Raw genomic sequence first — 25,450 nt, forward strand, 5'->3', positions numbered from 1 at the left:
TTATCAGGAAGAAAAATGCGTAATTTGTGGAAGAACGTTTTCGGACTCGGCTGCGGTATTTTATTGTCATCTGCGTTACCAGCTGCAGCGAGCTACGATAGCCATGAAAAAACTGAGGCTTTTATTGCCGAAGCCAGTGACGAATACGATCTGGATCCGCAGGAGATTCGTCAGTGGTTATCTCAGGCTGAAAAAATGCAGTCGGTACTGGACGCCATCCAGCGCCCAGCTGAACGCACCAAAGAATGGGATGAATATCAGGATATTTTTCTCACCAGCAAGCGCATTAACGCCGGCAAAGCCTTCATCGAAAAACATGCTGACCTGTTACAACAGGCTGAAAAAAAATACGGCGTTAAAAAAGAGATTATTGCAGCCATTATTGGCGTAGAAACGTTTTACGGTACTCGTCAGGGTAGCTACCGGGTACTCGACTCACTGTCGACCCTGGCGTTTGATTACCCGAAACGTCCTCTGTTCTGGCGCGAGCTGAAAGCGTTCTTTGCCCTGACTGAAAAAGAGAAACTGGATCCGGCCAATATCAAAGGTTCCTACGCTGGCGCGATGGGTTACGGTCAGTTTATCCCGACCAGCTTTCTGAACTACGCCGTGGATGGCGACGGTGACGGTAAGCGCGACCTGTGGGGGAATCCTGCGGATGCTATTTTCAGCGTTGCCAATTACTTTAAACGCCATGGCTGGCGCAGTGGTGAAGCCATCACCCAGCGCGTACAGATTGAAGGCGACCGCTATCAGGATCTGGTCAATGACAACCTCAAACCAAAGTGGACAGTAGCCGAGTTAAAAGCACTGGGGGTCAAACCGACCGAAAGCGTAGCGGACGATAAAGATGCCAACCTGATCCGCCTGCAGGGCAAGAAAGGGGCTGAATTCTGGCTCGGCGAATACAACTTCTACGTCATAACCCGTTACAACCACAGTCGTCTGTATGCGATGGCCGTTTATCAGCTCAGTGAGGCCCTGCATTGAAGCTGACCCTTGCCCTGCTGATCAGCGTATTGATTCTGCAGGGCTGCTCGGTCTCCCGCTATCAGCACGCTCAGGATTTCACTCCTGAGCCGATTCATGACCTGAGTACTCTGCAGGAGCCAACACCGAAACTGGAACCGCGCAGCGCCATGGGCAACCCCAGTCGCTATACCGTTTGGGGTAAGGAGTATGAAGTCCTGCCGACAGCGCAGGGCTATAAGGAACGGGGAACAGCCTCCTGGTACGGCATGAAATTTCATGGCCACCAGACCTCAAATGGTGAAATCTACGACGTCTATCAGTTCACTGCGGCCCACAAAACGCTGCCGTTACCCAGCTATGTTCGCGTAACACGCGTGGACAGCGGCGAGTCCGTTATTGTGCGGGTTAACGACCGCGGACCGTTTCACGACGGCCGTATTATCGACCTGTCCTATGCAGCAGCCGTTCGTCTGGGTATTAATAAGCAGGGTACAGCGCTGGTCGATGTGGAAGTGATACAGCCGCCATCCGCCGAATCTGTACGTTGGGTTCAGGTCAGCGCTTTGTCTGATATTAAAGCGGCTATGCGCCTGCAACAGGAGCTGCAACGCGGTCTGTTGCCACTGAACTGGCCGGTAGGCATATCCACCAGTGATGGAGAGCGCCCGCTGCATAAAGTACGTATCGGACCAGTACCGGAAGGCGATGCTCTTAATGAGGTACTGGCAAAGCTGAAAAACATTAACATTGCCTCGCCTCTGCTGCTGGCAGAACACCAGCTTTAAGGCATAAAAAAAAGGGCCATCACCACAAAGGTAAGGCCCAGAGGCAAGGTACTCAGCGCAGAAACAGGATAGGTGCACGACCTTTTACAGCAGCTCAGTGCTGCTGCCCCCGGGCCCTGTCGACTCCGGAGTCACTGTACAGTCGATTACTCGCCAGTACCGTGTTTCTTGATATCGTTTTTAACCGCAATGTAGACGCCAGCGAAAAAGACGCAGGTCAGAGTAACAATCAGCAGACCAGCAAATACCACTTCATCCATAAACATAATCATCACCTCACATATTGAGCTGGACCGCAGGCAAGTGCCTGCCTGGCGCATCCGGGTTAATAGCGTTGAGCGATTTCTGTCTGCTCGTTCGCTGTCGTTGAAGTAACTGTAGCAACGGCTGACGAGGCAGAATTGACCCAAATCAAGTGAAAAATCGCCGTTAACCTACAGCGGCGCGAGGTTTGATACAGGTCAAATAACCATGCAGTTATGATGAAAAATGGTCTGAAGCTTGCTCAGGAAGAACGCGTTGCAGCAACCGCCGAATGAGCTCGTCCTTGATCTTTTCCCGCATCTCGCAGCGCAGATGTTTCATCAGTGATTGATCAATACACATAAGAATCGAAGCTTCACGGGCGACAACTGACCGTGTTCTGACGCTCTGAGCAAGGAACCCGATTTCGCCGATCACCTCACCAGGCTCTAATGCAATGGCTGGCTTGCCCTGATCTGCGATCACTTCAATACCACCGGAAAGCAGAATATAGAAGGATGCATCCAGCTCACCGGCCTTCATAATCGTCTCACCTTCCGTGGCAACCAGAAACGATGCCGCTTCTTCTGCCAGACGCTCCCTTTCGGCCAGCGAGAAGGCGCGAAAGAACGGAACCTTCCCCAGAACCATCACAACCTGAGCTCTGCTCAGGCCAGATGCAGTCTTCATATTTACCAACTCCGGACAATTGCCATTTTTATTCAGCATAGTTGGTCAAAGCGCTGGTGATCGTATTTGAGCTCTTATAAGCTGGAAGCACTATGGCACCTTCTGCCACCGCCGCCTGCAAGCCAGTCATGACGCGGGTTACAGGCGACATTGAAGAGTAATAACTCAATAACAACCGGGGCAGACATACCAACCGGTGGGAACTGAATCCAGTAAGGGAAGACATCCGTGAAATCTGTGATCAATCTGACATCGCTTTTGCCACTGACACTGCTGATCGGCGTCCACAGCAGCGTTGCCGAAGAGACAGGGGATGCTGCGCAGACACCCCCTCTGGTCATCACAGAGGAATCTCAGACTGCCAGCGACGCTGAGCAGGAACAGCCAGTGACAGAACTCCAGCCGGTAGAGGAAGCACGCTCCGACCGCAACGATAACGCTTCGTTGCCGACAGACCAGCCTGACTCGCAAGCGGCTGATGCCAACCAATCTCCTCAGACGGTAAATCAGCAACTGGAAAAGCTGATAGCAGACAAGGCTTACGAGCAGGCCTTTACGCTGGGCAGTACCCACCTCAATGAGATGGAAGGTGATGCAGTATTTGATTTCCATTACGGCTTTGCCGCAGCACAGCTGGGGCAGTACAACGATGCGCTGTTTCCATTTGAACGTCTGGTCGCCAGCTACCCTTCGGTGCTGCGCTATCGACTGGAACTGGCCAGAACGTACTTCTATCTGGGCAATGCTGACGCGGCTGAAGAGCAGTTTCAGATCGTAAGAAAAGCTAATCCTCCGGCCAATGTCACCGCCACCATCGACCGTTTTCTGCAGCGAATTGAGCAACAGCGTCTGGCGTTTCAACCCAGCTGGTCAGCCATGGTCGGAACGGCGGCGGGCTATGACACGAACTTTAACAGCGCCACCAGTATTGAGCAGGTGGATATCTATGACGGGGTGTTCCGCGCCATCATTGATAAAGACGACCGCAAGAAAGCCAGTGGTTACTATCAGCTGCGTGGCATGACCAGTTACATCAGCCCGCTGTCGATGCGCAGCGCATGGGATATTCAGCTCGGCGCCAGCCGCAAGGACAACGCCGCTGACGACATCTACGATCTCGATAATCTGTTCGCCAGTGCCGGACTGCGACTGGTGCGCAATGAGCATCAGTTCCGTGTCAGCGCTCGGGTCAGCCAGTACTGGCTGGGCGACCAGTCGCTGCTGAATGAACTTTCTGCCAGTGGTGAATGGCGCTATGACCTGCAGCCTGTTCAGCTTCGTACGACATTATCGCTACGCCAGCAGGACAACGAACTGAATGATGACCTGGACCTGCTGACGCCGGAGCTGCAAGTCTCCGCCAACTATTTCAGCGCCGGTTACTCGCTGCAATCCGCGCTGAGTGTATCGTCAGATCAGGGGGATGCCGATTATCAGGCTCGTGACGCCATATCGCTGTCCCTCGGTGCTCAGTTCCTGACAGGCAGCGCTGGAACACTCTACAGCACACTGCTGCTGCGCAAGTACGATTTCCAGGGTGAATACCCGGATGAAAATGCTTTCGCCGGTGGCCAGACCCGTGACGAACGTATGCTGCAGCTGTCACTGGGCTACAGCCACAGCCTGCGCAGCTGGCTCAGCCTGTACACTCAGGTGGCCTACATCGATTACGACAGCAACATTGATCTTTATGAATACGACCGCACGCTGACCGAAGCGGGCCTCAACCTGGCATTCTGAGCGGGGGACGAAAAATGGAATTACTTAAAACAACCGGACTGACACTCACCACCCTGTTTTTCACCGCCGTCCTCAGCCTGACGGCCCATGCTGCTGACATTGCGGGTCACATCATCATGGTCAAGGGTGATGTCTCCGCCGCAACCGGCGATGGTAACCAGCGTGCTCTGAAGCGCCGTGACCCGGTCTTTGTCTCCGACACCATCACTACCGGCGAAAGCAGCCGGGTGCAGATTCGTTTTATTGATAATGGCCTGCTCGCTTTGCAGGCCAATAGCCAGCTGGCGATTCACTCATACAACCAGAATGCCGATGCCCCGGAGCAGGAAAAAGTTCTGATGGAGCTGGTCGAGGGTGGATTCCGCACGCTGACTGGCACCATCGGCAAAGGAAATAAGGAGGCCTATCAGGTCGACACTCCTGTAGCCTCTATTGGTATTCGCGGCACCCTCTACAGCGCACTGGTGAGTCAGGGCCAGCTGTTTGCCGGTGTCTGGAAAGGTGGTATCCGTTTATCTAATGACAGTGGTAGTTATGACCTTGGCATGGGCGCTGATTATGCCTTCGGCAGCCTTGGCAGCAATGGTTTCACCGGCATGATGACGCCACCGGATGAACTGGGTGACAGCCCGACAGAGGGCAGCGATCAGAGCGGTGACGACGCTGGCGTTGACGATAGCGAAGGTCCTCAGGACGATACGTCTGGCTCTGCCAGCGGTACGGACAACGCACAACGAGAGGAAGGCAACCCGGTTCCGAATCCACTGGATCAGGACGATGACGGCAACACGCTGGAATCGCTGAAAGAACAGGGCCTGGTCAACGATCCGGATGACGATAATACCGACAATGGCAACGGCACTCCGGAGCCTCCTGTTGATATTGCCACCCGCATTTCACCTGACGTACGCCTCAGCGATGATGAATACACATCACTGCTTACCAGCACTGAGGGGGGCATTCTGCTGACAGAAAACGGAACACAGACAGCAGCCGTTATTCGTGATGCCAACGACCAGCCGGTATTCCTGGTAGTCGATGGTGAAGGCGTCGATATTACCCGCTTCAGCTATGCCGGTACGGCAGCAGAAATTCTGGTACCAGCCGGTGTCGGTGATGTCGAATGGGGTATCTGGAACGGCAGTGTGGCAACGCCGGTTGAGCAGTATCTGACCGACGACAGTAACGAAGTAACCAACGTCGAAACCCCGGTTTTCTGGCTGGCAGCTGAGCCGATTCAGGAAACCGTCGTTGCAGCCATGACGGGAAGTGTGTCATTCAGTGGCAGCGAAGCGCTCGGTACCAACAGCGAAGGAGAGCAGATTCTGTACAGCAGTGGCAGTTTCGATCTCGACTTCAGCAGTGGCATCATCTCCAACGGCAACATCAATCTGTCCTACGGTACGGCACCGGAATCCGTTTCCACTAACTGGTATGCCGAATTTGATGGTTCCATTCGCGGTAACGGCTCAACCAACAGTCCGAATGTAACGATGAACCTGACCTACGGTGATCTCACTGATTTGTCAGAGAACATGTCAGAGAACATGTCAGAGATGGATCTGGTCAACAGCAAGCTGGGCGGATTCCTTACCGGTTCAACCGCGCTGCAAGCGTTCGTCGGTGCTTATCATTTCCGCACCATCGATGCTGCTGGAACGGGTGTTGTGCAAACTGCAGATGGGCTGGTCGCCTGGCCGTTGTCGCCGATTGGCAGCATCACCGACCTGCCGCAGTAAAAGTCACTTCTCCGTGTGGCGGAAGACCCCATCCCAGCCTTCCGCCGGCGGATTCTGTTGCAGCGATTCAATACGCTGGCGATATACCTGATACAGCACACGATCTGATTCACTTTGCAGCTCATCCAGAACAGCCAGTGCCTGTTGCCAGTTTTGTGACCGGTACGCTTCTATCATGCACTGATAGTGCTGTAATTCATGCTGTTCAGCGGCACTCACCTGCCCTTGTGGACATAGTGGTTCAAACACGCTGACTGGCTCATTCTTACCCTTCACCTGAATACGATCGACAAAGCGATAAACGAATCCGGGAGCCTGAGCCTGAGTCGTCTCACTGACGAGAATTTTTGCCCCGTAGTACTTAGTGATGCTTTCCAGACGCGAGCCCAGATTCACAGAATCACCCAGCACCGTATAAGCACGACGGTAGGAGGAGCCCATGTCACCAACGTTCATTGGCCCCGTATTGATACCAATTCCGATGGCAATCGGAGGCCAGCCGCGAGCAACAAAATCTGCACTGAGGGCGGTCGTGGTTTCCTGCATCTGAAGCGCGGCGGCAACCGCATGATGAGCATGCTGCTGATCATCCAGAGGCGCCCCCCAGAATGCCATCACCATGTCGCCGACGTATTTATCAATGGTGCCCTCGTGATCAAAAATCACTTTCGTCACCGGCGTAAAATAACTGTTCAGTAAGGCTTTCAGCTCGGAAGCTGTCAGGCTCTCCGACATATTGGTGAAGCTGCGTATATCGCTGAACAGTACCGTCATTTCCTTACTTTCACCGGCAAACTGATAGGCCGCCGGATCGGCCAGCATGCGATCAATATGCGCTGGCGGCACGTACTGATCAAACATACCTTTCAGTACCCGGCGGCTCACGCTTTCACGAATAAAACCCCATGCCATATTCATCATGGTCAGGCTGCCAACCATCAACAGCAAAGAAGCCATGGGTAAGTCCAGCCGGTGCACCATCCACAACCAGAGGTTACCGGCTATCACCAGTAAAGCTGCCGCTCCGCTGAGCGCAATAGACGCCACCGGGCCTGCTGCCGGTAGCCAGAAAGCGAGTATCAGACCGATCAGGCACAGAGCCGCAGCGGTCGCTCCCGCTTCCCACTCTGGCCGGTAAGGGAAGCCATCGTTCAGCATGGCATCAATGATATTGGCGTGAACCTCGACCCCGGGATACTGAGTGCCAACCGGAGTGGCTCTGAGGTCCGACAAGCCCAGTGCCGATGTACCGACCAGAACGATGGCACCCTCCAGCTGCTTCGTGTCTGCACGACCGCTGAGGACGTCTGCTGCCGGAACATAGGGGAAAGTACGGCGCCCACCACGATACGGCACTGTCACCCAACCGGAAGCGTCCGTGCGCGCCTTCAGTCCGCTGAGCGTGATATTGCGGATCGCTTCTACCGAACCGATTCGCGCCGTATCAATATTCACATTGCGATCAAACAGATAAGCCATCAGCGTGGCCAGCGAGAGTGAGGGGTACAGCTGCCCATCATGCCGGATCAACAGCGGGGAACGACGAATAGCACCGTCAGAATCAGCAAAGGTGGTTACAAAGCCACCGCCAGCCGCAGCTGATTGCAACAGTGGCAGATTGGCGGCATAACCTGGCTTGTTAACCACCACCAGACTGTCTCCGGCGCTGCCTGTCAGGCTATCGATGCCGTCAGGCAACTGGCCGACTGAGATTGCCTCATCGAGAAAGAAGAAACCCAGCACGACATCCGTCGCCGGGAGTTCTTCAGCGAAATGCTGATCACCATCGACCTGACGACGCCAGTGTTCCGGTGCTTTCCAGTCTTCGCCATCGCGCAGCAGGCGCTGGCGAATTTCATCGACAGGATTACGTTCAGGCTCAGAAAAGACCACATCAAAGGCCACGACAGTCACGCCATAGCCTGCCAGGGCAGCTACCAGCTCTGCCAGCTTATGGCGACTCCAGGGCCAGCGACCTTCCTGCGCCAACGATTGCTCATCAATGTCGATAATAACAATCGGCTGCTCACCGATAGGAGTGGGTTTTAAAGAAAGCGCCGTGGTAAAACGCCAGTCATAGAGCAGGTAATCGAGACGACTGAGCCAACGCGATGCCCCCTGTGGTTGCAGCGCCAGAATCAGAAATAAGAAGGTAATAACAACACCTGCCATTGCCGGCAGGCGTTTGCGCTGGAGCCGCATCAGAGATTCCGTTCCTGTTCAGTATTCCGGAACCCTATCACAGCACCAGCCGGTGCAGAAGAATCAGGCGACAACCTGTCCGCGGTAGATTTTCTGAGAGCGATTCGCCGTGCGACTGGCATCATCCATCAGCACCGCACTGCCGCGGTAAACCCTCACCACTTCAACCTGAGCAGCGGATGGTTCTTCCGATGGCAGAAAGTCTTCAATCATCTGCAGCAATTCGTGGCTGACGCCACTTTTCACCAGCAGACGCAGGTCGTGCTCCAGCGTTGGTGAATCGTAGTGAATCACACAACCCTGCTCTTCTTTAGCAAGTCGTTTTATTTTCTGCAGTAAAGCAATGTTACGACGGTTAAATTCCATGTGCTTTCCCCCGGCAGCATGACATTCTGTTAATGATAGAAATTATCATTACCTACCGGGTTGCAATGCTCATACCAGAGTTTCAACTGTCGACTGAGCTTTACCTTCTGCTTCGCGTATCACTTCGTGAAGAATCCGCTCAAAGCGCCCCGCCACGCTATGCCAGCTGGCTTTCTCTGCTTCTTTACGAGCCTCGATTCCCTGTTTTTTTACATCAGACGCCAGCAGCGTTAACGTGGCCTGAATGAATTCTTCATCATTTGTGCACTTTGCCAGTTCACCGTTCTTTCCGGAGCACACATGAAGTGCAGCCGCTGCCATATCAAACGCCACCACAGGCAAACCGCTGGCCATCGCCTCAAGAACGACAAGACCAAAGGTTTCCGTCAGACTTGGAAAAATAAAGGCATCAGCTGAAGCAAAATGACGCGCCAGCGCTTCGCCGGTCTGCACGCCGGCAAAGATAATCTGCGGGAACCGCTGCTGTAATTCAGTACGCAAAGGGCCATCGCCAACCATAACCAGACGAGTGTCAGGCCGACTCAGACAGGCGCGCTGCCAGGCCTTTATCGCCAGCGGGATGTTTTTTTCAGCGGCAATCCGCCCCACATACAACAGCACGGGTACTGCACTATCGGCCCCCCATTGTTCACGCAGGTGCGATGAGCGTGCCTGAGGATGAAATAACTGACAATCAACACCGTGCGGCAATACTTCAACACGCTGGAAGCCGCTGGCGCACAAATCATTCGCCACGTCCGCCGAAGGCACGATGGTTCGTGCCGTACGATTGTGGAAACGTCGTAACCAGGCCAGCGCCAGAGTTTTCAGCCAGCCGATACCGTAGTAACCACTGTAGCGATGGAAATTGGTGTGAAAAGCACTGACCACCGGAATGCCACGCAAGCGGGCTTCATTGAAAGCGGCCCAGCCCAGCGGCCCCTCCGTAGCAATGTACACCACATCCGGCTGATAGCTGTCCCACACGCGGGTAATCCGCCGTCTTACCGGTAAACCGAGTTGCAGGTCAGGATACATAGGAATACGTACACCCGGCGTCCAGACTTCTTCGTGCTCTGGACACCAGTCCCGGTCAGGACGGGTACGGATAATCTGAATGCGGATATCAGCCGACAGCGACTTCAGCAGCTGACGCAGGGAATTGGCGACACCGTTAACGTCGGGAACGTAGGTTTCGGTGACAACCGCTAAGCGAAGGGTATTCATGAACAGACAACACTCTGGGACTTCAGACTCCAGTGTGCCGTCGCGTCCATGACACTTTAATGAAGAACAGCCTCTGGCTCAGCACTCAGCAGACAGTTTCGACAGTCGGTAGCGCAGCTGGCGAGGGGTCAGCCCCAGAACTTTGGCGGCCATGGTCTTGTTACCACTGCACTTTTCAATGGCGGCATGAATATCGCTCAGTTCATCGGCCTGTACACGCTGGTAAGGACGGGCATACAGCGTTTTAAAGTTTGGTACCACCTGAGTGGCCAACAGGTGTGCGATCTGAGCAGCAAAGAAGTTAACCAGTGACAGGTCAAGCTCAGCACTACGGGCACCGCGCAGGTCAATCACCATGACGGCCAGCACAGACTGACGCAGCAGCAATGGCACCAGCAGACAACGGTCAGTTTTGCTCAGAGAGTCAGCGTACGGCTCGAAGCGTTCCGGACGTTCACTACCCTCTTTGATCACCAGCCACTCACGGGACTCAAACTGACGGCACAACGCATGCTGTACAGCAAAGCTGTAAACACCGTTAGTCACACCCGTTGAGCAATACTGAGCCTTGAAGCGGCTTGGAGCGTCCGGCAGAGCAATAGAGACATTACTCAACCCCGTTTGCTCAGCCACCAGCATCAGCAGCTGCTGAATGCTTTCGTCATCGTGGTAACGGCTTTCCAGAATTTCCGTTACACAGTTCAGCCAGGCTCCTGGCATAGCACTGTTAGCGGCGTTCTGACGGTAATCCTGCATATCGGCAATCTTGTACATAGGCATAGGCTGTTCCTCCTGAATACTTATGCCTTCGCAAAGACCGTACCAGCTCTGTCAAATACGCTGAAAACGCAGGAATCAAGGGATTCAACGCGCAAAATCAGGATTTAAAACGACAAACGGCGCATTAAATGCGCCATTTGTTAACATTGCGGGATTCGCCGGGAATCATTTTGGTGCAGATTGTGTGTTTTATAATCAGGCCACACCCGGATCATCCGCAGGCAGATACTCTTTCTGCAACCAATGGGCGAATCCCCGACAAGCATCCTGACTGGTCAGAATGCCGGCCAGTTTGTCCTGACGCATCACCAGCACTGCAGAAATTCCCTGCTCCGCCATACCAAGCAGAACCACATCCAGCCGGGTATGAAGATCGACCTGTTTCAACTGGCGTCGGCACATATCACCGGCGGACAACTCACCCAGCTCGGTCACTGAGTGCCCCGGCTGCTGCGCCAGGCGCAGATCTTCAGTAGTCAGCAGGCCAACCACCTCATGACCATTCATTACCGGCAGGTGATGACAGTTATGTTCAGCCATCACCTCAGCCGCCTGCGGCAACGGCAGGCTTTCATCCACATGTACCGGAAAGGCCGTCATGACCTCTGCAAGTGTTGGCATATGACGCATAACTGTCTCCTGTTGATCAGACGCCGATGCGTCCGAGTGTATCAACGATCTGACGCAGAATTTCTGCCAGTGCCGGATGCTCCTGTTCAAACTGAACAGCCTGTTCCTGCACCCGCTCACTCAGGTCAGCAGCATTGCCAACTTCCAGCTCGCCGATATCGACAGCAATCTGTTGCAGCAGGGACTGGGTTTCATCATCAACCTGTGGGGATTCCTTCAGGGTTTCATGCAGCGCCTGCAGCTGTTGTTTCAGTTCATTCCTGGGCATAACTTCATTCCTCGTTCAGATACCTCAGTCTAACAACAGCCAACGGTTCAAGGCTAATCCAGATCAATACAAGGCGTGGAAACTGAATGGAATCCGGCTCTGCTTTGCCATCGCCTGCAGCGGCGCACGGTTAGCATTGTCGCCGACATACAACAGCGTTGCCTGTTGCAGATCCAGAGTGGACAGCTCCGGCAAAATCAGCCGCAATGTATGCAGAATGGCAGCATGACTGGTCGACAGCGGGGCCCAAACCAGCGGACGTCCCTGACAGGAAGTCAGTAGCGACAGCAGGGCTGCTGCGTTGTCAGCAACCGGGTCACGGGGATTAACGTAGAAAAAATAAAGTGGCAGAGAAGCCGTAGCACCGATGCGATCCATCTGGTGCCAGATCAACGGCCAGGCGTCATCAATTAACTGCGATAGCTGCGGAGTGAACCCTACGACACCCTGGCGTTTCGGATCATCGGGAATATTCACCACACTGGCAGCCAGACCATCACGGCGATACACCGCAGCAGGCTGATTCAGCGTGTACGCAGCATCGTGCAGCGCCGTCGCCGTTGACAGACTCATAACAACTCCTTGTTGTTCGCTTCACCGGGAAGCCTTCATCCATGTATAGACAAATATTCGGCCAACTGCGAATCAACTCGTCCAGAGTGTCAGCTGGCGGCCTTGCCCAGAGCCTCAGAAGTCGAGAAATTCAACCAGAACCGTTTTGATAATAAAACCCAACATGCCCAGTCCCAGGGCGAAAAACAGGATAAACATACCAAATTTACCGGCATTGGAACGCTTACCAAGATCCCAGACAATGAAGAACATAAAACCGATGAGAATCGTTATACCGATTGTCATGGAAAGGCTTTCAAACTGTTCTGCATTCATATCAGGGGCCCGTGCTTAGCATCCAAAAAGAGCGCGTATGTTACTCAGGGCTGCACTGCAGCGCTACCCCGGGTATGATGTCCGGCGTCAGACTCACGTACCATTTCAAATAATAATAAAGAGGTAACTAACATGCGTTTGCGCGCCTGTTCCGTTCTGCTGACCCTTGCAACGTCAGCTCTGCTCACTATCAGCTCAGCCGCTACGGCAGAAATCATCGACCGCTCGTTCTGTGTTTTTGACCCGGTGGGTGCGAAGGGGCCGGTATTCGATGCCATGCGCGATTATCAGGCAGCAGCGTTAGGCTGGGGCGTGAACTTTGAATTAAGGGCCTACACCAGCGAAGCCGTAGTCACGGCCGATTTTAACGCCGGGAAATGTGACGCGATGGGAGTTACCGGAACCCGCGTACGTCCCTATAACAGCTTTACCGCCAGTATCGAAGCTCTCGGTGGTGTCAGCGATTACCAGCAGTTGCAGACCCTGATTGCCATGCTGGCCAAGCCACAAGCCAGCAAGTACATGAAGCAGGGGAAGTATGAAGTTGCCGGCATCATGCCAGGCGGGGCGGTGTACGTTTTTGTGCGCGACAAGGCTATCAATTCAGTGGAAGCCGCCGCGGGTAAACGCATAGCCACACTGGATTACGACCAGGCATCGCTGAAAGTCGTGGAGCACATCGGTGCCACCATGGTGCCTTCAACTGTGGCTACCTTTGCCCCGCGCTTTAATAATGGTGATGTGGATATCGCTTACGCGCCTGCTATTGCCTACCAGCCTTTCGAAATGTACAAAGGGCTTGGCGAAAAAGGCGGTATCTACCAGTTCAGTCTGGCGCAGATGAATTTCCAGCTGGTTGTTCAGGCCGACCGTTTTCCTCAGGGCTTTGCCCAGGCCAGTCGTGATTACGCCTTCCGCCATTTTGATCAGGCAATGGAGCACATCCGTCAGGCCGAGAGTGATATTCCGCAAAATTACTGGCAGAAGTTACCGCCTGAAATGGAAACGGACTACAAGGAAATGCTGCGTCAGATCCGTGTCAGTCTGACCAATGATGGCGTCTACGATCCACGCATGATGAAACTGATGTTCCGTCTCCGCTGTCGTGCCGAACCAGGCCACTATGAGTGTGCAGAAAAGCTTGAGGGCTGATGAATTCCTGACACATCCGTTACAATGCCTGCAGGCGAGTAACGGATGTTGAGCACTCATGGCTGAATTTGATTTCTGCATTGCCGGGGGCGGGGTTGTCGGTCTGGCAATCGCCAGAGCACTCAGCCGATCCGGCTCTGTCTTGCTGGCAGAAAAAAACGACCTGTTTGGTTCGGAAACCAGTAGCCGCAACAGTGAGGTTATCCATGCTGGTCTGTACTACCCGGCTGGCTCACTGAAAGAACGCCTGTGCCTGCAGGGCAAAGCCTTACTGTACGATTTCTGCAATCGGCATAATGTCCCCTACCGCAGAACCGGCAAGCTGATTATCGCCCCGACAGCAAACCATCCGAAAATCCAGGCACTGCAAACCACCGCCGCACGCCTGAATATTCCCCTGCAGTATCTGGATCAGCATGCGCTGACCGCTCTGGAACCCGACGTGCAGGGGCAATGTGCGTTACTGTCACCCACCACGGGCATCATCGACAGCCACCACTATATGCAGACGCTGGCACAGCTGGCACAAGCCAACAACGCACTGCTGATGCGCCAGACCCACGTCAGTGCCGCCCGAGTTAAAAACAACCATTGGCAGATTGATCTGCAAACCAGTGATGGCCCCTATCAGACATCGGCCAGTGTATTCATCAACGCCACAGGCTTGCACGCGCAGCAGCTGGCATCACAGTGCGACATGAACAGCGCAGATATTCCGCCGCTGTATCCCTGCCGCGGGCACTATTTCAGTTACTCAGGGAAAGCGCCATTTTCACATCTGATCTACCCGCTGCCAGAAGACAACCTCACCGGTCTGGGCATCCACGCCACGCTGGACCTGAGTGGCCAGGTGCGCTTCGGGCCAGACACCCAGTACCTGCACCGGAATCAGATTGACGACTATCAGGTGCCAACTGAGCGCGAGTCCGCCTTTTACGCCGCCATCCGCAATTACTTCCCCGGCATCGACAGGCAGCGTCTGCACGCCGACTATGCCGGTATCCGCCCCAAGCTGCACAGCGCCAGTCAGCCTGCCGCCGACTTCGATATACGCCTGACTCATGTAACGCCCGCAGCTATACATTTGTTCGGTATCGAAAGTCCGGGCCTGACGTCGTCCCTTGCCATTGCTCAGGAAGTAACAGAGCTGTTACAAATGGCATGAAGAAAAGTCGTTTGCTGATTTATCTGTCAGCCGTATTTTCGGTAAATAAACACCGGAAATCATGGGGTTAAGACCCTATATTCCGCTCAGGACATAGATTGTACTTTTATGTTACTGAAGCGATACACTGTTCACCGGGCAGTCATACACAGTCACATTAAGTGTTACGAATGCTCACCATAACGCCCTGATACGACACAAGCATTAGTCAAACGCCTGCTATTCTAAGAACAGTTGTTAAGAAAATATCAATCGCAAGGGGACTTATATGAGCCAGCCGTTACCGGTAGAAGAACCCATGACCAGCACGGGCGATATCAGTGTCATCCTGTCGGGCAAGGTGATGATCCCTCTTCACTGCGATGACTGCACGGAAAGCACAGACATCTGTCTGGAGACCTTGAAAAAACACGGTACGTACGTCTGTGAACATTGCGCCAGCGTACACTCTTTCTCTGACACCGAGCTGAAACTGATGCGCATGATGCTTGGCCAGGCCGGTTACCATTTCGCGCTGTAAGCGCTTAAAAAAAATGGCGCCTCAGGAGGCGCCATTTTTCAACAGACTCGGCAGCATGATGCTTATATAGCGTCGCAGCGTCGAGGTCAGGAAGGTCATATCTTCCGGCTCATTATTCAGTAACCAGCGATACTCCAGCGAGTGAAAAAGACCGAGGATAATCTCAGCGTCTTCCGCCGGACTGGAAGAACGCGCCACGGTTGAAAAGAATTCAGCGGCACGATCAAACAGCGCTTTACGATGCATCTGTGCAAGGTGGCGGATGTTCTCATTCACAATCGCCTCATAACGGAAGGCCTGTTCTGCCACCAGCATATCGCGCTGGACTGTCACCTGATCTTTCAGGTACTGCGTCATCTGCTCGACCATGTACTCCAGCAGAGCTTCCTGCCCCTCCGCCGTCGCCAGATTGATTCCGGTTCCCGTCATCGAGATCATTGGCTGGTAGAACTGATTGGTAAATTCACTAACCGTTTCCAACGCCTTTTCCGTGTAAAGGGTAAAGGTATCGACGATCAGCTCCTGAATATCCTTGAAATAATAGGTCGTGGCAGCCAGAGGCACGCCTGCTTCCTTTGCCACCGCACGATGGCGAATACCGCGTACACCTTCACTGATAACAATGCGCAACGCGGCTTCCAGAATAACCCGACGGCGATGCTCGCTTTTAGCACGAATCGCCTTACGTCCCTGATACTGCAGCGGTTTCGATTTATCCGTTGCTGATTCAGCAGCCAATACCATCTCCTTCTCCTGAACGGGTCACCTGAAAATTGTTCACATTGTGACTATCAGACAACCAATTGAAAACGCTTTATCGTCGCACGGTGACACTGAATAGGCAAAACTTCACTGACACAGCAGACAAAACTGTACAGATGTTCCACTTTACTGTTTGATAGGCTCACCCAATAACTCAAACAACAAGAGGGCACCCAATGAAATCCGTATTCACGGCGAAGATATCTTTGCGGCTACTTTGTACACTTTTCCTGTCAGGCAGTGCCAGTGTTATGGCCGCAGATGACACAGATAAGTTGCATTTCCTCAATATGCGCTTTGCTCAGGCCGCTCCTGATTCACAACTGTGGCAGTACGGCTGGTTTGGTTTGTTCTCCGGAGTCGCTGCTGTTAACGGCATTGCCTACTCTCAGACAGAAGGTGAGCACAACCGCTACGATCGCAAAGTCGGTTTCACCACAAGCTTCCTTGGTGCCGCCGACATGTTACTGAACCCTATGCGCACTCACAGTTTTGCTGAGCAGCTACGGGCAATGCCAGAGAACACACCGGAACAGCGCTACAGCAAACTGGCCAGAGCCGAAGCCTGGATGAAAATTGCTGCCGAACGTGAACGCTATGAGCAAAGTACGCTCAACCATGTTCTGGCGTCTGTGGTGAATGGTCTGGCCGGACTGGCCGTTGCCAAAGATGATGGCCGCGTTGCCGATGGCTGGATGACCTTCATTACCGGCGTGGTTGCCTCCGAAGTTAAGATCCTGTCAGCGCCAGAGCACATGCTCGCGACTGAGTATCTGTACAACAGCGGCAAGCTGGTTACGGAAACGGCAAAGGCTGACGCTCCGCGCTGGCAAATTGCCGCTTTCGGCCCGGTTCTCAGTGCCTCATACCGCTTCTGATACGGGTTTACGGGGGCTATCGCCCAGCCCCCGGAGACTGGCACAGGATCTGCAATATTCCTCCTGACCGGAGGATTTATCATGATCAGTGCACTCACCAATTACCTGCAGAATCAGCCACTGCCCCTGAGCGAAGAGACAGGCAGTGCGGCCGACATTCAGGCAAGCCAGGCTGTCACCGATAGCTCTGCAGACTCCCCGGAAAATGCACTTTACGCTCCATCACAACGAGCACTGATGGTCAGCGCCGTGGCAACCGACTTCGATGTTACTGCGCTCAGCGCCAGCGATACCTCCAGCCTGCAACAACGTCTGCAACAATACGGGCTGGTCAGTGGCCAGGATCTGAACGCATTTGCTGTCATTAACACCGCACGTGCAGAGCTCAGTGAAGAAGACACCATTAATGCCGTCGCTCTGCTGGATGATGCCGTGGACCAGTTTGCAGTAAAGGGAGTCGCATACAGTGAACGTCAGCAGGTGAGTAAACTGCACACCCTGATTCACAACATTGCCTCCGCTCGCCCACTTCAGTAAGAAGTCTTATTCCACATCTGTATAATGGTGCCCTTTTCCCGGAGGACCGCCATGCGCTTCTTATCCGCTGCCCTGTTAGCAGCCCTTTGTTTCCCGGCTGCGGCCATCACCAATGTCGAAGAAAAACGTGCCGTCGATGAAAAACCGGGCTGGCACAGTAAAGCGGAGGTCGGCTTCGACGCCGAGTCCGGAAACAATGAAAAACGAAAATGGCGCGTTGGCCTTAATACCAGCTGGCAGAACGAAACCGACCGGTTTTTCGCCTGGGGGAACCGTGCGTACGGCACCAGTAATGGTGCCCGCACTGACGATGACACCTTCGTTCATGCCCGTTTCGTGCATAACCATATGGCCAGCTGGTCGCAGGAAGGCTTTGCACAGTTTGAGCGAGATCCGTTTGCCGCCTTACTGCACCGTATGCTTATCGGTGCCGGTGTACGTCACCAGCAGAGCTTCGCTCAGGAGAGTCGCTGGTTTCAGGGCGTGGGTGTTTTTCATGAACAACTGCAGGAACGTGCTGAGGGGACTGAATACAGTAATCAGCTGACTCGCCTGAATCTGTACAGCCACCTGCAATGGCGGCTGAACCCGAGCATGATTCAGACAACCATTTATGTGCAGCCGTCAGTTGACGACGTCGACGATGTGCGCGCGCTATGGCAGCTGGCGATCACTCTCCCTGTCGCCAGCCAGACTGACCTGAAATGGCAATGGCAGAGTCGCTGGGACACGCAACCACCGGAAGGCACGGAATACCACAACCATCAGACCCACCTGACGCTGGCATTCCGTTTCTGAGGCTTACAGGGCTTTTTCAATCCACTCGTTCAGCCAGAACAATGCATCGTCATCCGGGGTAACGGTTTCGGTTGCATCAATAGTGACGCGGGGTACTGGCTCAGTACCCTGCAACTCCAGGAAACGCTCCTGCAGCAAGCCACCAGCGGCACAGAAAGTACTGTCGTAGGATGAATCCCCCAGACTGATGACACCGAACGGACGCCCGTTCTGCAACGGACACTGTTGCTCCAGCTGCATATAGAAAGGGGCGATATTCGCCGGCAGATTGCCGCGGCCAGTGGTCGAGGTACAGATCAGTACAGCATCCGCAGCACTGTCATTCAGCGCTTCGACACCTGGTGTCGTATCCACGATCGCAGAATGACCACACTCTTCAAGACGGGCGGCCAATGCCTGAGCTACGGCGGTCGCGGTGCCTGTCACCGTACCAACCGCCAGATAAACCTTTGCCATAAAACCTCCGGGGTAAAAGCGCGGCAGTATACCCCGAGCAAGCCGTCATCAGAATCCTGCACCAGCCGCCTGATCAGGCCTGGCAATTGCCAGCAACAAACGCTGGTAAAGACTTTCCATGTCGCGCTGATTCCAGTCATTCAGCGTTTTATGAGCGCGACACAAATCGAGTGCCTCATTGCGAATGCGTTGTAATGCCTTGCGCACCGCTGCCGGCGGTAACTGTCGCAGGCATTCGGTCAGCGTCGCCTCATCCGCTGTAGCCATTTCAGGCTGATGCTGACTGATCAGCCATTCATTCAGCAGCTGCCAGTAGAGCGGCAACGGCTCCCGTTCAGCACCCGGCGACTTAAGCCCCGAGGCTTCCAGTGCAGCGTCGATTCGCGCCAGCACTTCCAGTGGCGATGGTATTTCGGAGGGACCTGACATAGCCAATGCTCCCATACATGCTTTACTTAATTGATATCAGAATAGACTGCCAATCAGGAATTCACCGCATAATGAAGGAAACGGAAGGCACAAACGCCGATCCTCTGGACATCGAAGGCTTCTTTAACCGGATACTGCAAAGCCTGTTTCCCGCCTGGTATGCCAAACAGGCGGCGCGGGAAATGCGTCTGCAGCCACTGGGCGTCCTTAATCCGAACAGCTTCCTTTGTCATCGCTGGATGAGCCTGCACGCCATCGTGGCTGCGCTGTCAGAGTCCTTACAGGCCCATGACAGTGACTGGAAAGACCTCTCCGAATTACTCAGCAAGCTGGTAACAGAGCGCGAGCTGAAGCGGCCGGTGTCGATTATGGCGCTGGATGGTCTGGAGCAAAGCAGTCAGGAAGAAGAGTGGCCCAATCTGCTGTCCTGGGCCGAACACACCTGTGGCTCAATCAGTTTTGAGTCGGAAGACGATTTTGACCGCAATCTGCGTGATGCCTTTCCCGACAGCAACAAGCCGCACCGCATGGTTTACCGCGAGTGGGACGGACGTTACTACTGGATAAACAATGGCGATTCGCCGGCATTCGCGGCGGCACTGCGCTATGCCCAGCAAAAACAGCGTAACGCAAATATCCAGGCCACGCTGAGTATCGAAGGCGTGAATCAGAAAGCACTGGACCGGATTCGCAGTGATTACTGGCTGCTGTTGCTGACGCGCGACAGCGCTTACCCGATGTTCGACCTGATCAGCCGCGCCGAGCTTCCGGCTGTGATGGGTGAATTTGAGTGGCGTCGCAGTGATCTCGTATTTCTGGTGGGCCGCAAGAACAACCGCAAGCTGAATCAGATCATGCTCAACCTGCTCAATAATCGCTCCAGCCAGCAAATCCTGGAATTCGGCCGCTGGCTGAGCCGTCAGAACCATCCTTTCAGAAACCAGTGAATACGCCATGGCGTATACTCACCCGGGGTACATTACGCCAAAAACAGGCCCGAATTGACCATTACCCCCTTGATTTACTGGGCAAGCCTGTCATCCTATCGGCAACTATAACAATAATGGTACTCACATGATCCGAGGTACTTGGAGCCTGACCGAACCACTGGTTCCGGTGAATATTCCCGCGACCATGCTTCGTGTAGGCCAGGATAAAGGCATTACTCAGGACGAGCTTTTAGCCCGTACGGGTATCACATCAGAGCAACTGTCTGATCCCAGCGCCCGTCTCACCTACCAGCAAATGCTGCTGCTGGCTGAGAATCTTATACGCCTGTACCCGGATGAAACCCTGGGTCTGGACCTGGGCAAGGCCATCAATATCAATCAGTTCGGCATGCTCGGCTATGCCATTCTCAGCTGTGCCGACCTGCGCAGTGCCGTGCGTCTCGGGCTGAAATACCACACTCTGGTTGATCCGGCATTTACCTTCGAAATGGCGGAAAACGATGACACCACGGCTATTCGCCTGACCTCTCATATTCCGTTTGAGAGCATGTATCGCATGCTGTGTGACGTGTTTGTCGGAATTTTTGTGACACTGGCGCGCTTCCTCAGTGGTCGCAATGACATACAGGCCCGGGAGGTTCACCTCAACCATCCCCGCCCGCAGTATGTTGAAGCTTATGAAGCCCTGTGCCAGTGCCCGGTACTGTTTGATCAGCCACGTACTGAAATCGTATTTGATACCCATATTCTGGATATTCCGGTTGCTATGGCCGACAGTGCAACGGCGGCAATGGCGGAATCACAGTGTGCGGAAATTCTCACCCGCATGGGGCCGAAAGAAGGCATTGTTGCCAAGGTGCGGCGAATTCTGTTGCGCAACCCCGGGACTTTCCCGCCGGTTGACGAAGTGGCCAGCCAACTGGCGACCTCAACCCGTACTCTGAGCCGCAGCCTGCAGGATGTAGGTACCTCTTACCAGCGTATTCTGGATGAGGTTCGTAAAGAGATGGCGATTGAATACCTGCGCAATTCCAACCTGCCGATTGAAGAGCTGGCAGCTCTGGTCGGTTACTCCGACCCATCTAACTTCCGTAAGGCATTCCGCCGCTGGACACAGCACGCACCGTCTTATTACCGCGAAGAACGTCAGGGTTGAATCGATTCACAGCAACGGATTGCTGTGACTTCACCAGACCGTCACCTCACTGAAAGATAACTGTCATACTTGCTGCGCAAAGTAGGTCTTAACAGCCATAAACGTTAAGAACTATGAAGCTAAGCAACCTGCAACGCGTCACCATTGTTACCGAAACCTTTGCACCGGAAGTCAACGGGGTTGCCCACACGCTCGGTCATCTGGTGAATGGTCTGCGTCAGCGCGGTGTTGAAGTTCAGGTCATCCGCCCACGTCAGCAGCGCAAGGAACAGGCTGACTCCGACACTGTACTGCTGCCAGGATTACCAATACCAGGCTACAACAGTATGCGCTTTGGTTTACCGGTTCTCGGTCGTATTGCCCGTTCTCTGCGCGAGTTCCGTCCCCAGGCCGTTTATGTCGCCACAGAAGGACCTATGGGCTGGGCAGCGGTAAAGGCGGCTCGGGCGCAGGGCATCCGCGTAATCAGTGGCTTTCACACCAATTTTCACCAGTACATCGAACACTACCGCCTCGGTGTGCTGGAAACAGTGGCATATCGCTACCTGCGCCATTTTCATAACCTCACTGCTGCCACTCTGGTACCAACCTCAGTACAGCAACAGGAATTGAGCGCACATGGCTTCAATAATGTTGCCGTGATGTCGCGTGGCGTCGACAGCCAGCTGTTCTCACCGGCTCGCCGCGATCAGGCACTGCGTCGCCAGTGGGGCGTACGTGAGGACGATCTGGTGCTGCTTTACGTCGGCCGCATTGCGCCAGAGAAAAATCTCAGTCTGGCCCTCAGCAGTTATCGCTCTATGCGTCAGACCGACGAGCGCGTGCGCCTGGTTCTGGTCGGCGATGGGCCATCACTGAATTCGATTCGGCAGCAGTACCCCGATGTTATCTGCTGTGGCATCAAGCGCGGTGAAGATCTGGCACGCCATTACGCCAGCGGCGACATATTCCTGTTCCCGAGTCTCACCGACACCTTCGGCAACGTCGTCACAGAAGCCCTCGCCAGCGGACTGGCCGTGGTCAGCTTCGACTACGCCGCTGGTCACGAATATATTCGCCATGAAATGAACGGCATGCTGGCCCCCTTTGCGGATGAGCGTGCCTTTACCAACAACGTGTTCGCGCTGGCAGACCGCCCGAATCTGCTGAACAAGGTTCGTGCAGCTGCGCGCAGCCACGCCGAAACGATCGGCTGGAACAGTATTGTGAATGACTTTATGCAACGCCTGAGCGGCGTTCAGAATGAGGAGGCTCGCTATGAATCAGAGCAAAACATTACAGCCCCAAAACGCGCTGCTGTTCAGTAAGGCAGACCGCCTCGAACTGACCCTGTGTCAGCTGCTGAACCGTACCGGTCACTTCCGTGGCATTCGCCTGTTTTTTAAAGGCATCAGTCGCCTCGGAGATGGGGTTTTCTGGTATACGCTGGCATTGTCTTTGCCTTTACTTATGGGGCTGGAACAGGGGCTTGCTGCTATTGGCCATATCGCCGTCAGCGGACTTGTGTGTGTCGCCATATACAGCCAGTTGAAGAACCGCCTCGTTCGCCAGCGACCATTCATTTCGTGGAGAGAAATCCGCGCTCACACGGCACCACTGGATCTGTACAGTTTCCCATCCGGCCATACCATGAACGCGGTGAACTTTGCTGTGATGTTCTCAGTATTTTATCCGCCACTGTTCTGGCTGGTTGTGCCTTTTGCTTTGCTGGTTGCCCTGTCACGGGTCATTCTTGGCATGCACTACCCGACCGATGTTCTGGTCGGTGCCACACTGGGATTACTGATCAGCAATCTGTCACTGATGCTGTGGCCGGCTGGTATGTTTGCTGCGAGCGCTGTGTAAGCGCTCAGAATAAAGTCATCTGACTGCGATCAACATCCGGTAAACGGCCACCGATCCCGAGCAAACGGACGGCTTTATTTTCACGCTGCAGCGCCAGCTTCAGCAAACGTTCAAAACCACCAACACTGGCCTGTTCATGGCTGTCGGCCAGTGTCGTCTGGGTAAAGTCGGCAAACTTAACCTTTACAAATGGCGCCAGTGCCGCCGGCTGCCAGCCACTGCGTTCAACCCGTTCCAGCCAACGCTCCCACAAGGTGCCAAGCTGGCCAATACAGGCCTCTTCACCACTCAGATCCTGCGCAAACGTTCGCTCAACGCTTAATGACTTTCGCGGCCGTTCGAGGTTCAGTAAACGGTGATCAATACCCCGCGCACGTTCGTATAAAGTAGCCCCCGTACGTCCGAACAATCGCACCAGATCAGTTAACGGCCACTGGCGTACATCCTCACAGGTAAACAACTTATACAGCGCCAGCTTCTTTTCCATTGCCGGGCCTATGCCGGGAATTTTATTCAGTGGCAGCTCACGCACAAAGGCATCGACCTGGTCGGGCCTGACGACCCACTGGCCATCTGGCTTATTCCAGTCGGAGGCAATTTTTGCCAGAAATTTATTGGGAGCAATACCAGCAGATACGGTAATCCCTAACTCTTCCTTTACCCGCAGGCGAATCTGCGCGGCGATGTCAGTCGCATTCAGATGACTGGCAATTTCCAAGTAGGCTTCATCCACCGACACCTGCTCCAGTTGCAAGGCATACTCCTCCAGAATAGCCATCAGCTGCGCAGAGACTTCGCGGTAAACATTCATACGCCCCGGCACCAGAATCAACGCTGGGCATAACTTACGGGCCTGTGCCGTGGCCATGGCAGAACGCACACCAAAAGCGCGAGCCGGATAGTTACAGGTAGCAATCACCCCGCGCCGGTCTGCTTCACCGCCAATGGCAATAGGCACATCACGCAGCGCCGGGTTGTCACGCATCTCCACCGAGGCAAAGAAACAATCGCAATCGATGTGAATAACCTTACGCTGTGTTGCCTTCGGATCTGGCTGTGCATCCATCGTCGGCGACCCTCATTCCTGTAACTCATGACACCAATAAAAGAACTGTATATACATACAGCATCAAAATCAACAACCATGACAGCCCCTGTCCGCAGTGATAGCCTTAGCGCCGATTTTCGAATGTTTTGTTATGGGAAAGCCGTTGTGAGCACTTTTGAACAAGCCAAATCTGATTTTCTGACCGCCATCGAAGCGGACGACCATCTGTTCAGCAGCACGCTGGAATTTATTGCCGGGTGGTTTGACTTCACACCGTCTGCCTTTATGAATGGCAATGTGGCGAACAGCGTCGATCAGAATCAGGGCAGCTGCAAAGTCTTTGCTCTGGCACAGCACCTGGGCCTGAGCCAGGAACAGACTCTGCGCTGTTTTGGTGAGCACTACCGCGATGTGCTGGCCACCCCTGAAGCAGATAATCACCACAACCTGCGTCGTGTTCTGCGTGAAGGTCTGGAAAACATTACCTTTGACCAGTTTCCGCTGACTCAGAAGTCCTGACTATGAGCAATGCGGTTGTTTTAAAAGCCGGTCTGGTACCGCTGACAACTCTCAGTTTCAGCGCAGCAGATATCGACAGCATTCAGCAGGAGCTGGCAACCAAAAAGGCAGAAGCTCCGGCTCTGTTTCAGAACCTGCCCTGCGTACTCGACCTGAGTGATGCTGCGCAGATGCTGGATGTAAATGCTCTGCATACGCTCTGTCGTGATGCCGGTATGCTGCCGGTTGGTGTGCGCAATGCCAGTGAGATTCAACGCCAGCAGGCAAGCGAATTAGGGCTCGCCGACCTCGGCAAGGGTAATGCGCGACAAGCCGTGAAAACCAGCGAGAACACCGCGACGGAAACACCGCAACGCAGCGTAAAGGTTCACACCGGCAACGTACGTTCGGGCCAGCAACTGTACACCGATGGCGACCTGATTATTCTTGGCATGGTCAGTAATGGTGCCGAAGTGCTGGCCACCGGCGATATTCACATTTTCGGAGCTTTGCGCGGCCGTGCTCTGGCCGGTGTCAAAGGTGATGAGCAAGCGGTTATTGCCTGTCAGCAATTTGATGCTGAACTGGTGTCCGTTGCCGGCCAGTACCGTCTGTTTGAAGCTGCACCGGAAGACCATCAGAAAGCCGTTGTCATCAGCCTCGCTGAGGGCAACTTGAACATCACCAGCGTTTGATAAATACTGCGCGACACACAGTTTTTTCAGG

The 25,450-nt window shown here is 54.1% G+C and carries 30 protein-coding genes; 16 read left to right on the forward strand and 14 right to left on the reverse strand.

What is annotated here, in order from left to right; genetic code table 11:
* Positions 1–15 precede the first annotated feature (15 nt).
* Positions 16–990: a lytic murein transglycosylase B gene (gene mltB, locus I9W95_RS00185; RefSeq protein ID WP_225670456.1), complete on the forward strand. Its 975-nt coding sequence runs from the start codon at positions 16–18 to the stop codon at positions 988–990.
* Positions 987–1,757 (forward strand): septal ring lytic transglycosylase RlpA family protein, encoded by a 771-nt coding sequence (locus I9W95_RS00190; RefSeq protein ID WP_225670458.1) that lies wholly within the window; start codon positions 987–989, stop codon positions 1,755–1,757. The genes mltB and I9W95_RS00190 overlap by 4 nt, the downstream gene beginning before the upstream one ends.
* 146 nt (positions 1,758–1,903) lie before the next feature.
* Here the strand turns inward: I9W95_RS00190 and ccoM are convergent, their stop codons facing one another.
* On the reverse strand, positions 1,904–2,023 hold the full coding sequence (ccoM, locus tag I9W95_RS18445) for a cytochrome c oxidase subunit CcoM (RefSeq protein ID WP_318653578.1): 120 nt from the start codon (positions 2,021–2,023) through the stop codon (positions 1,904–1,906).
* 211 nt (positions 2,024–2,234) lie between these two features.
* Positions 2,235–2,729, reverse strand: a complete 495-nt coding sequence (locus I9W95_RS00195) for a cyclic nucleotide-binding domain-containing protein (RefSeq protein ID WP_225670460.1) — start codon at positions 2,727–2,729, stop codon at positions 2,235–2,237.
* 189 nt (positions 2,730–2,918) lie between these two features.
* Between I9W95_RS00195 and I9W95_RS00200 the strand changes: the two genes are divergently transcribed.
* Together I9W95_RS00200 and I9W95_RS00205 are read left to right on the forward strand one after the other, a co-directional pair.
* Positions 2,919–4,430 (forward strand): hypothetical protein, encoded by a 1,512-nt coding sequence (locus tag I9W95_RS00200; protein ID WP_225670463.1) that lies wholly within the window; start codon positions 2,919–2,921, stop codon positions 4,428–4,430.
* A 14-nt stretch (positions 4,431–4,444) separates the two neighbouring features.
* Positions 4,445–6,169 carry a FecR family protein gene (locus tag I9W95_RS00205; protein ID WP_225670465.1) on the forward strand — a complete coding sequence of 575 codons (1,725 nt, stop codon included), beginning with the start codon at positions 4,445–4,447 and terminating at the stop codon, positions 6,167–6,169.
* Positions 6,170–6,172: 3 nt separating this feature from the next.
* Here I9W95_RS00205 and I9W95_RS00210 read toward each other — a convergent pair whose 3' ends face one another.
* The 8 genes from I9W95_RS00210 to I9W95_RS00245 form a co-directional block, all read right to left on the reverse strand.
* Positions 6,173–8,371 (reverse strand): CHASE2 domain-containing protein, encoded by a 2,199-nt coding sequence (locus I9W95_RS00210; protein ID WP_225670467.1) that lies wholly within the window; start codon positions 8,369–8,371, stop codon positions 6,173–6,175.
* Positions 8,372–8,434: 63 nt separating this feature from the next.
* Positions 8,435–8,737, reverse strand: coding sequence for a hypothetical protein (locus tag I9W95_RS00215; protein WP_225670469.1), 303 nt, complete (start codon positions 8,735–8,737; stop codon positions 8,435–8,437).
* Between the two features lie 69 nt (positions 8,738–8,806).
* Positions 8,807–9,964: a glycosyltransferase family 4 protein gene (locus I9W95_RS00220; protein ID WP_225670471.1), complete on the reverse strand. Its 1,158-nt coding sequence runs from the start codon at positions 9,962–9,964 to the stop codon at positions 8,807–8,809.
* Positions 9,965–10,042: 78 nt separating this feature from the next.
* Complete coding sequence (locus tag I9W95_RS00225; RefSeq protein WP_225670473.1) at positions 10,043–10,744, reverse strand: GAF domain-containing protein; 702 nt, start codon at positions 10,742–10,744, stop codon at positions 10,043–10,045.
* 195 nt (positions 10,745–10,939) lie between these two features.
* Entirely contained in the window at positions 10,940–11,374 is a 435-nt protein-coding gene (locus tag I9W95_RS00230) for a CBS domain-containing protein (protein ID WP_225670475.1), read from the reverse strand.
* Between the two features lie 16 nt (positions 11,375–11,390).
* Positions 11,391–11,642: a DUF4404 family protein gene (locus tag I9W95_RS00235; protein ID WP_225670477.1), complete on the reverse strand. Its 252-nt coding sequence runs from the start codon at positions 11,640–11,642 to the stop codon at positions 11,391–11,393.
* Between the two features lie 63 nt (positions 11,643–11,705).
* Positions 11,706–12,215 carry a hypothetical protein gene (locus tag I9W95_RS00240; protein ID WP_225670479.1) on the reverse strand — a complete coding sequence of 170 codons (510 nt, stop codon included), beginning with the start codon at positions 12,213–12,215 and terminating at the stop codon, positions 11,706–11,708.
* Between the two features lie 114 nt (positions 12,216–12,329).
* A complete protein-coding gene (locus I9W95_RS00245) occupies positions 12,330–12,530 on the reverse strand; it encodes a DUF2788 domain-containing protein (RefSeq protein WP_225670481.1) in 201 nt (66 codons plus the stop codon).
* Positions 12,531–12,662: 132 nt separating this feature from the next.
* On the opposite strand from I9W95_RS00245, the gene I9W95_RS00250 reads away from it, so the two are divergent.
* The 3 genes from I9W95_RS00250 to I9W95_RS00260 all read left to right on the forward strand — a co-directional run bounded on the left by I9W95_RS00250 (position 12,663) and on the right by I9W95_RS00260 (position 15,367).
* The gene (locus I9W95_RS00250; RefSeq protein WP_225670482.1) at positions 12,663–13,682 is read left to right on the forward strand and encodes a putative solute-binding protein; all 1,020 of its coding nucleotides are present in this window, start codon (positions 12,663–12,665) and stop codon (positions 13,680–13,682) included.
* 58 nt (positions 13,683–13,740) lie between these two features.
* The gene (locus tag I9W95_RS00255) at positions 13,741–14,847 is read left to right on the forward strand and encodes an NAD(P)/FAD-dependent oxidoreductase (RefSeq protein WP_225670484.1); all 1,107 of its coding nucleotides are present in this window, start codon (positions 13,741–13,743) and stop codon (positions 14,845–14,847) included.
* Positions 14,848–15,115: 268 nt separating this feature from the next.
* The gene (locus I9W95_RS00260) at positions 15,116–15,367 is read left to right on the forward strand and encodes a hypothetical protein (protein ID WP_225670486.1); all 252 of its coding nucleotides are present in this window, start codon (positions 15,116–15,118) and stop codon (positions 15,365–15,367) included.
* Positions 15,368–15,388: 21 nt separating this feature from the next.
* On the opposite strand, the gene I9W95_RS00265 is transcribed toward I9W95_RS00260, so the two are convergent.
* Positions 15,389–16,105, reverse strand: a complete 717-nt coding sequence (locus I9W95_RS00265; protein ID WP_225670488.1) for a TetR/AcrR family transcriptional regulator — start codon at positions 16,103–16,105, stop codon at positions 15,389–15,391.
* A gap of 275 nt (positions 16,106–16,380) precedes the next feature.
* On the opposite strand from I9W95_RS00265, the gene I9W95_RS00270 reads away from it, so the two are divergent.
* The 3 genes from I9W95_RS00270 to I9W95_RS00280 all read left to right on the forward strand — a co-directional run bounded on the left by I9W95_RS00270 (position 16,381) and on the right by I9W95_RS00280 (position 18,342).
* Positions 16,381–17,007, forward strand: a complete 627-nt coding sequence (locus I9W95_RS00270; RefSeq protein WP_225670490.1) for a hypothetical protein — start codon at positions 16,381–16,383, stop codon at positions 17,005–17,007.
* Positions 17,008–17,088: 81 nt separating this feature from the next.
* A complete protein-coding gene (locus I9W95_RS00275; protein ID WP_225670493.1) occupies positions 17,089–17,544 on the forward strand; it encodes a hypothetical protein in 456 nt (151 codons plus the stop codon).
* A 51-nt stretch (positions 17,545–17,595) separates the two neighbouring features.
* Positions 17,596–18,342 carry a DUF481 domain-containing protein gene (locus I9W95_RS00280; protein ID WP_225670495.1) on the forward strand — a complete coding sequence of 249 codons (747 nt, stop codon included), beginning with the start codon at positions 17,596–17,598 and terminating at the stop codon, positions 18,340–18,342.
* A gap of 3 nt (positions 18,343–18,345) precedes the next feature.
* On the opposite strand, the gene I9W95_RS00285 is transcribed toward I9W95_RS00280, so the two are convergent.
* Together I9W95_RS00285 and I9W95_RS00290 are read right to left on the reverse strand one after the other, a co-directional pair.
* Positions 18,346–18,798, reverse strand: a complete 453-nt coding sequence (locus I9W95_RS00285; protein ID WP_225670497.1) for a flavodoxin domain-containing protein — start codon at positions 18,796–18,798, stop codon at positions 18,346–18,348.
* A gap of 48 nt (positions 18,799–18,846) precedes the next feature.
* Positions 18,847–19,227 carry a hypothetical protein gene (locus I9W95_RS00290; RefSeq protein WP_225670498.1) on the reverse strand — a complete coding sequence of 127 codons (381 nt, stop codon included), beginning with the start codon at positions 19,225–19,227 and terminating at the stop codon, positions 18,847–18,849.
* A 71-nt stretch (positions 19,228–19,298) separates the two neighbouring features.
* Here I9W95_RS00290 and I9W95_RS00295 point away from each other — a divergent pair, with 71 nt between their 5' ends.
* From I9W95_RS00295 to I9W95_RS00310, 4 genes are all read left to right on the forward strand, one after another.
* Positions 19,299–20,174 carry a DUF6685 family protein gene (locus I9W95_RS00295; RefSeq protein WP_225670500.1) on the forward strand — a complete coding sequence of 292 codons (876 nt, stop codon included), beginning with the start codon at positions 19,299–19,301 and terminating at the stop codon, positions 20,172–20,174.
* A 127-nt stretch (positions 20,175–20,301) separates the two neighbouring features.
* Positions 20,302–21,333, forward strand: a complete 1,032-nt coding sequence (locus I9W95_RS00300) for an AraC family transcriptional regulator (RefSeq protein ID WP_225670502.1) — start codon at positions 20,302–20,304, stop codon at positions 21,331–21,333.
* A 113-nt stretch (positions 21,334–21,446) separates the two neighbouring features.
* Positions 21,447–22,640: a glycosyltransferase family 4 protein gene (locus I9W95_RS00305; RefSeq protein ID WP_225670504.1), complete on the forward strand. Its 1,194-nt coding sequence runs from the start codon at positions 21,447–21,449 to the stop codon at positions 22,638–22,640.
* Positions 22,591–23,178 carry a phosphatase PAP2 family protein gene (locus I9W95_RS00310; RefSeq protein WP_225670506.1) on the forward strand — a complete coding sequence of 196 codons (588 nt, stop codon included), beginning with the start codon at positions 22,591–22,593 and terminating at the stop codon, positions 23,176–23,178. The genes I9W95_RS00305 and I9W95_RS00310 overlap by 50 nt, the downstream gene beginning before the upstream one ends.
* 4 nt (positions 23,179–23,182) lie before the next feature.
* On the opposite strand, the gene dinB is transcribed toward I9W95_RS00310, so the two are convergent.
* On the reverse strand, positions 23,183–24,244 hold the full coding sequence (gene dinB / locus I9W95_RS00315) for a DNA polymerase IV (protein ID WP_225670516.1): 1,062 nt from the start codon (positions 24,242–24,244) through the stop codon (positions 23,183–23,185).
* Between the two features lie 147 nt (positions 24,245–24,391).
* Between dinB and I9W95_RS00320 the strand changes: the two genes are divergently transcribed.
* Complete coding sequence (locus tag I9W95_RS00320) at positions 24,392–24,745, forward strand: HopJ type III effector protein (RefSeq protein ID WP_225670518.1); 354 nt, start codon at positions 24,392–24,394, stop codon at positions 24,743–24,745.
* A gap of 2 nt (positions 24,746–24,747) precedes the next feature.
* Complete coding sequence (gene minC, locus I9W95_RS00325) at positions 24,748–25,419, forward strand: septum site-determining protein MinC (RefSeq protein WP_225670520.1); 672 nt, start codon at positions 24,748–24,750, stop codon at positions 25,417–25,419.
* Positions 25,420–25,450: the final 31 nt, after the last annotated feature.

This window comes from Thalassolituus marinus, from assembly GCF_020320395.1.
In the GTDB taxonomy this organism is placed as follows: domain Bacteria; phylum Pseudomonadota; class Gammaproteobacteria; order Pseudomonadales; family Oceanobacteraceae; genus Venatoribacter; species Venatoribacter marinus.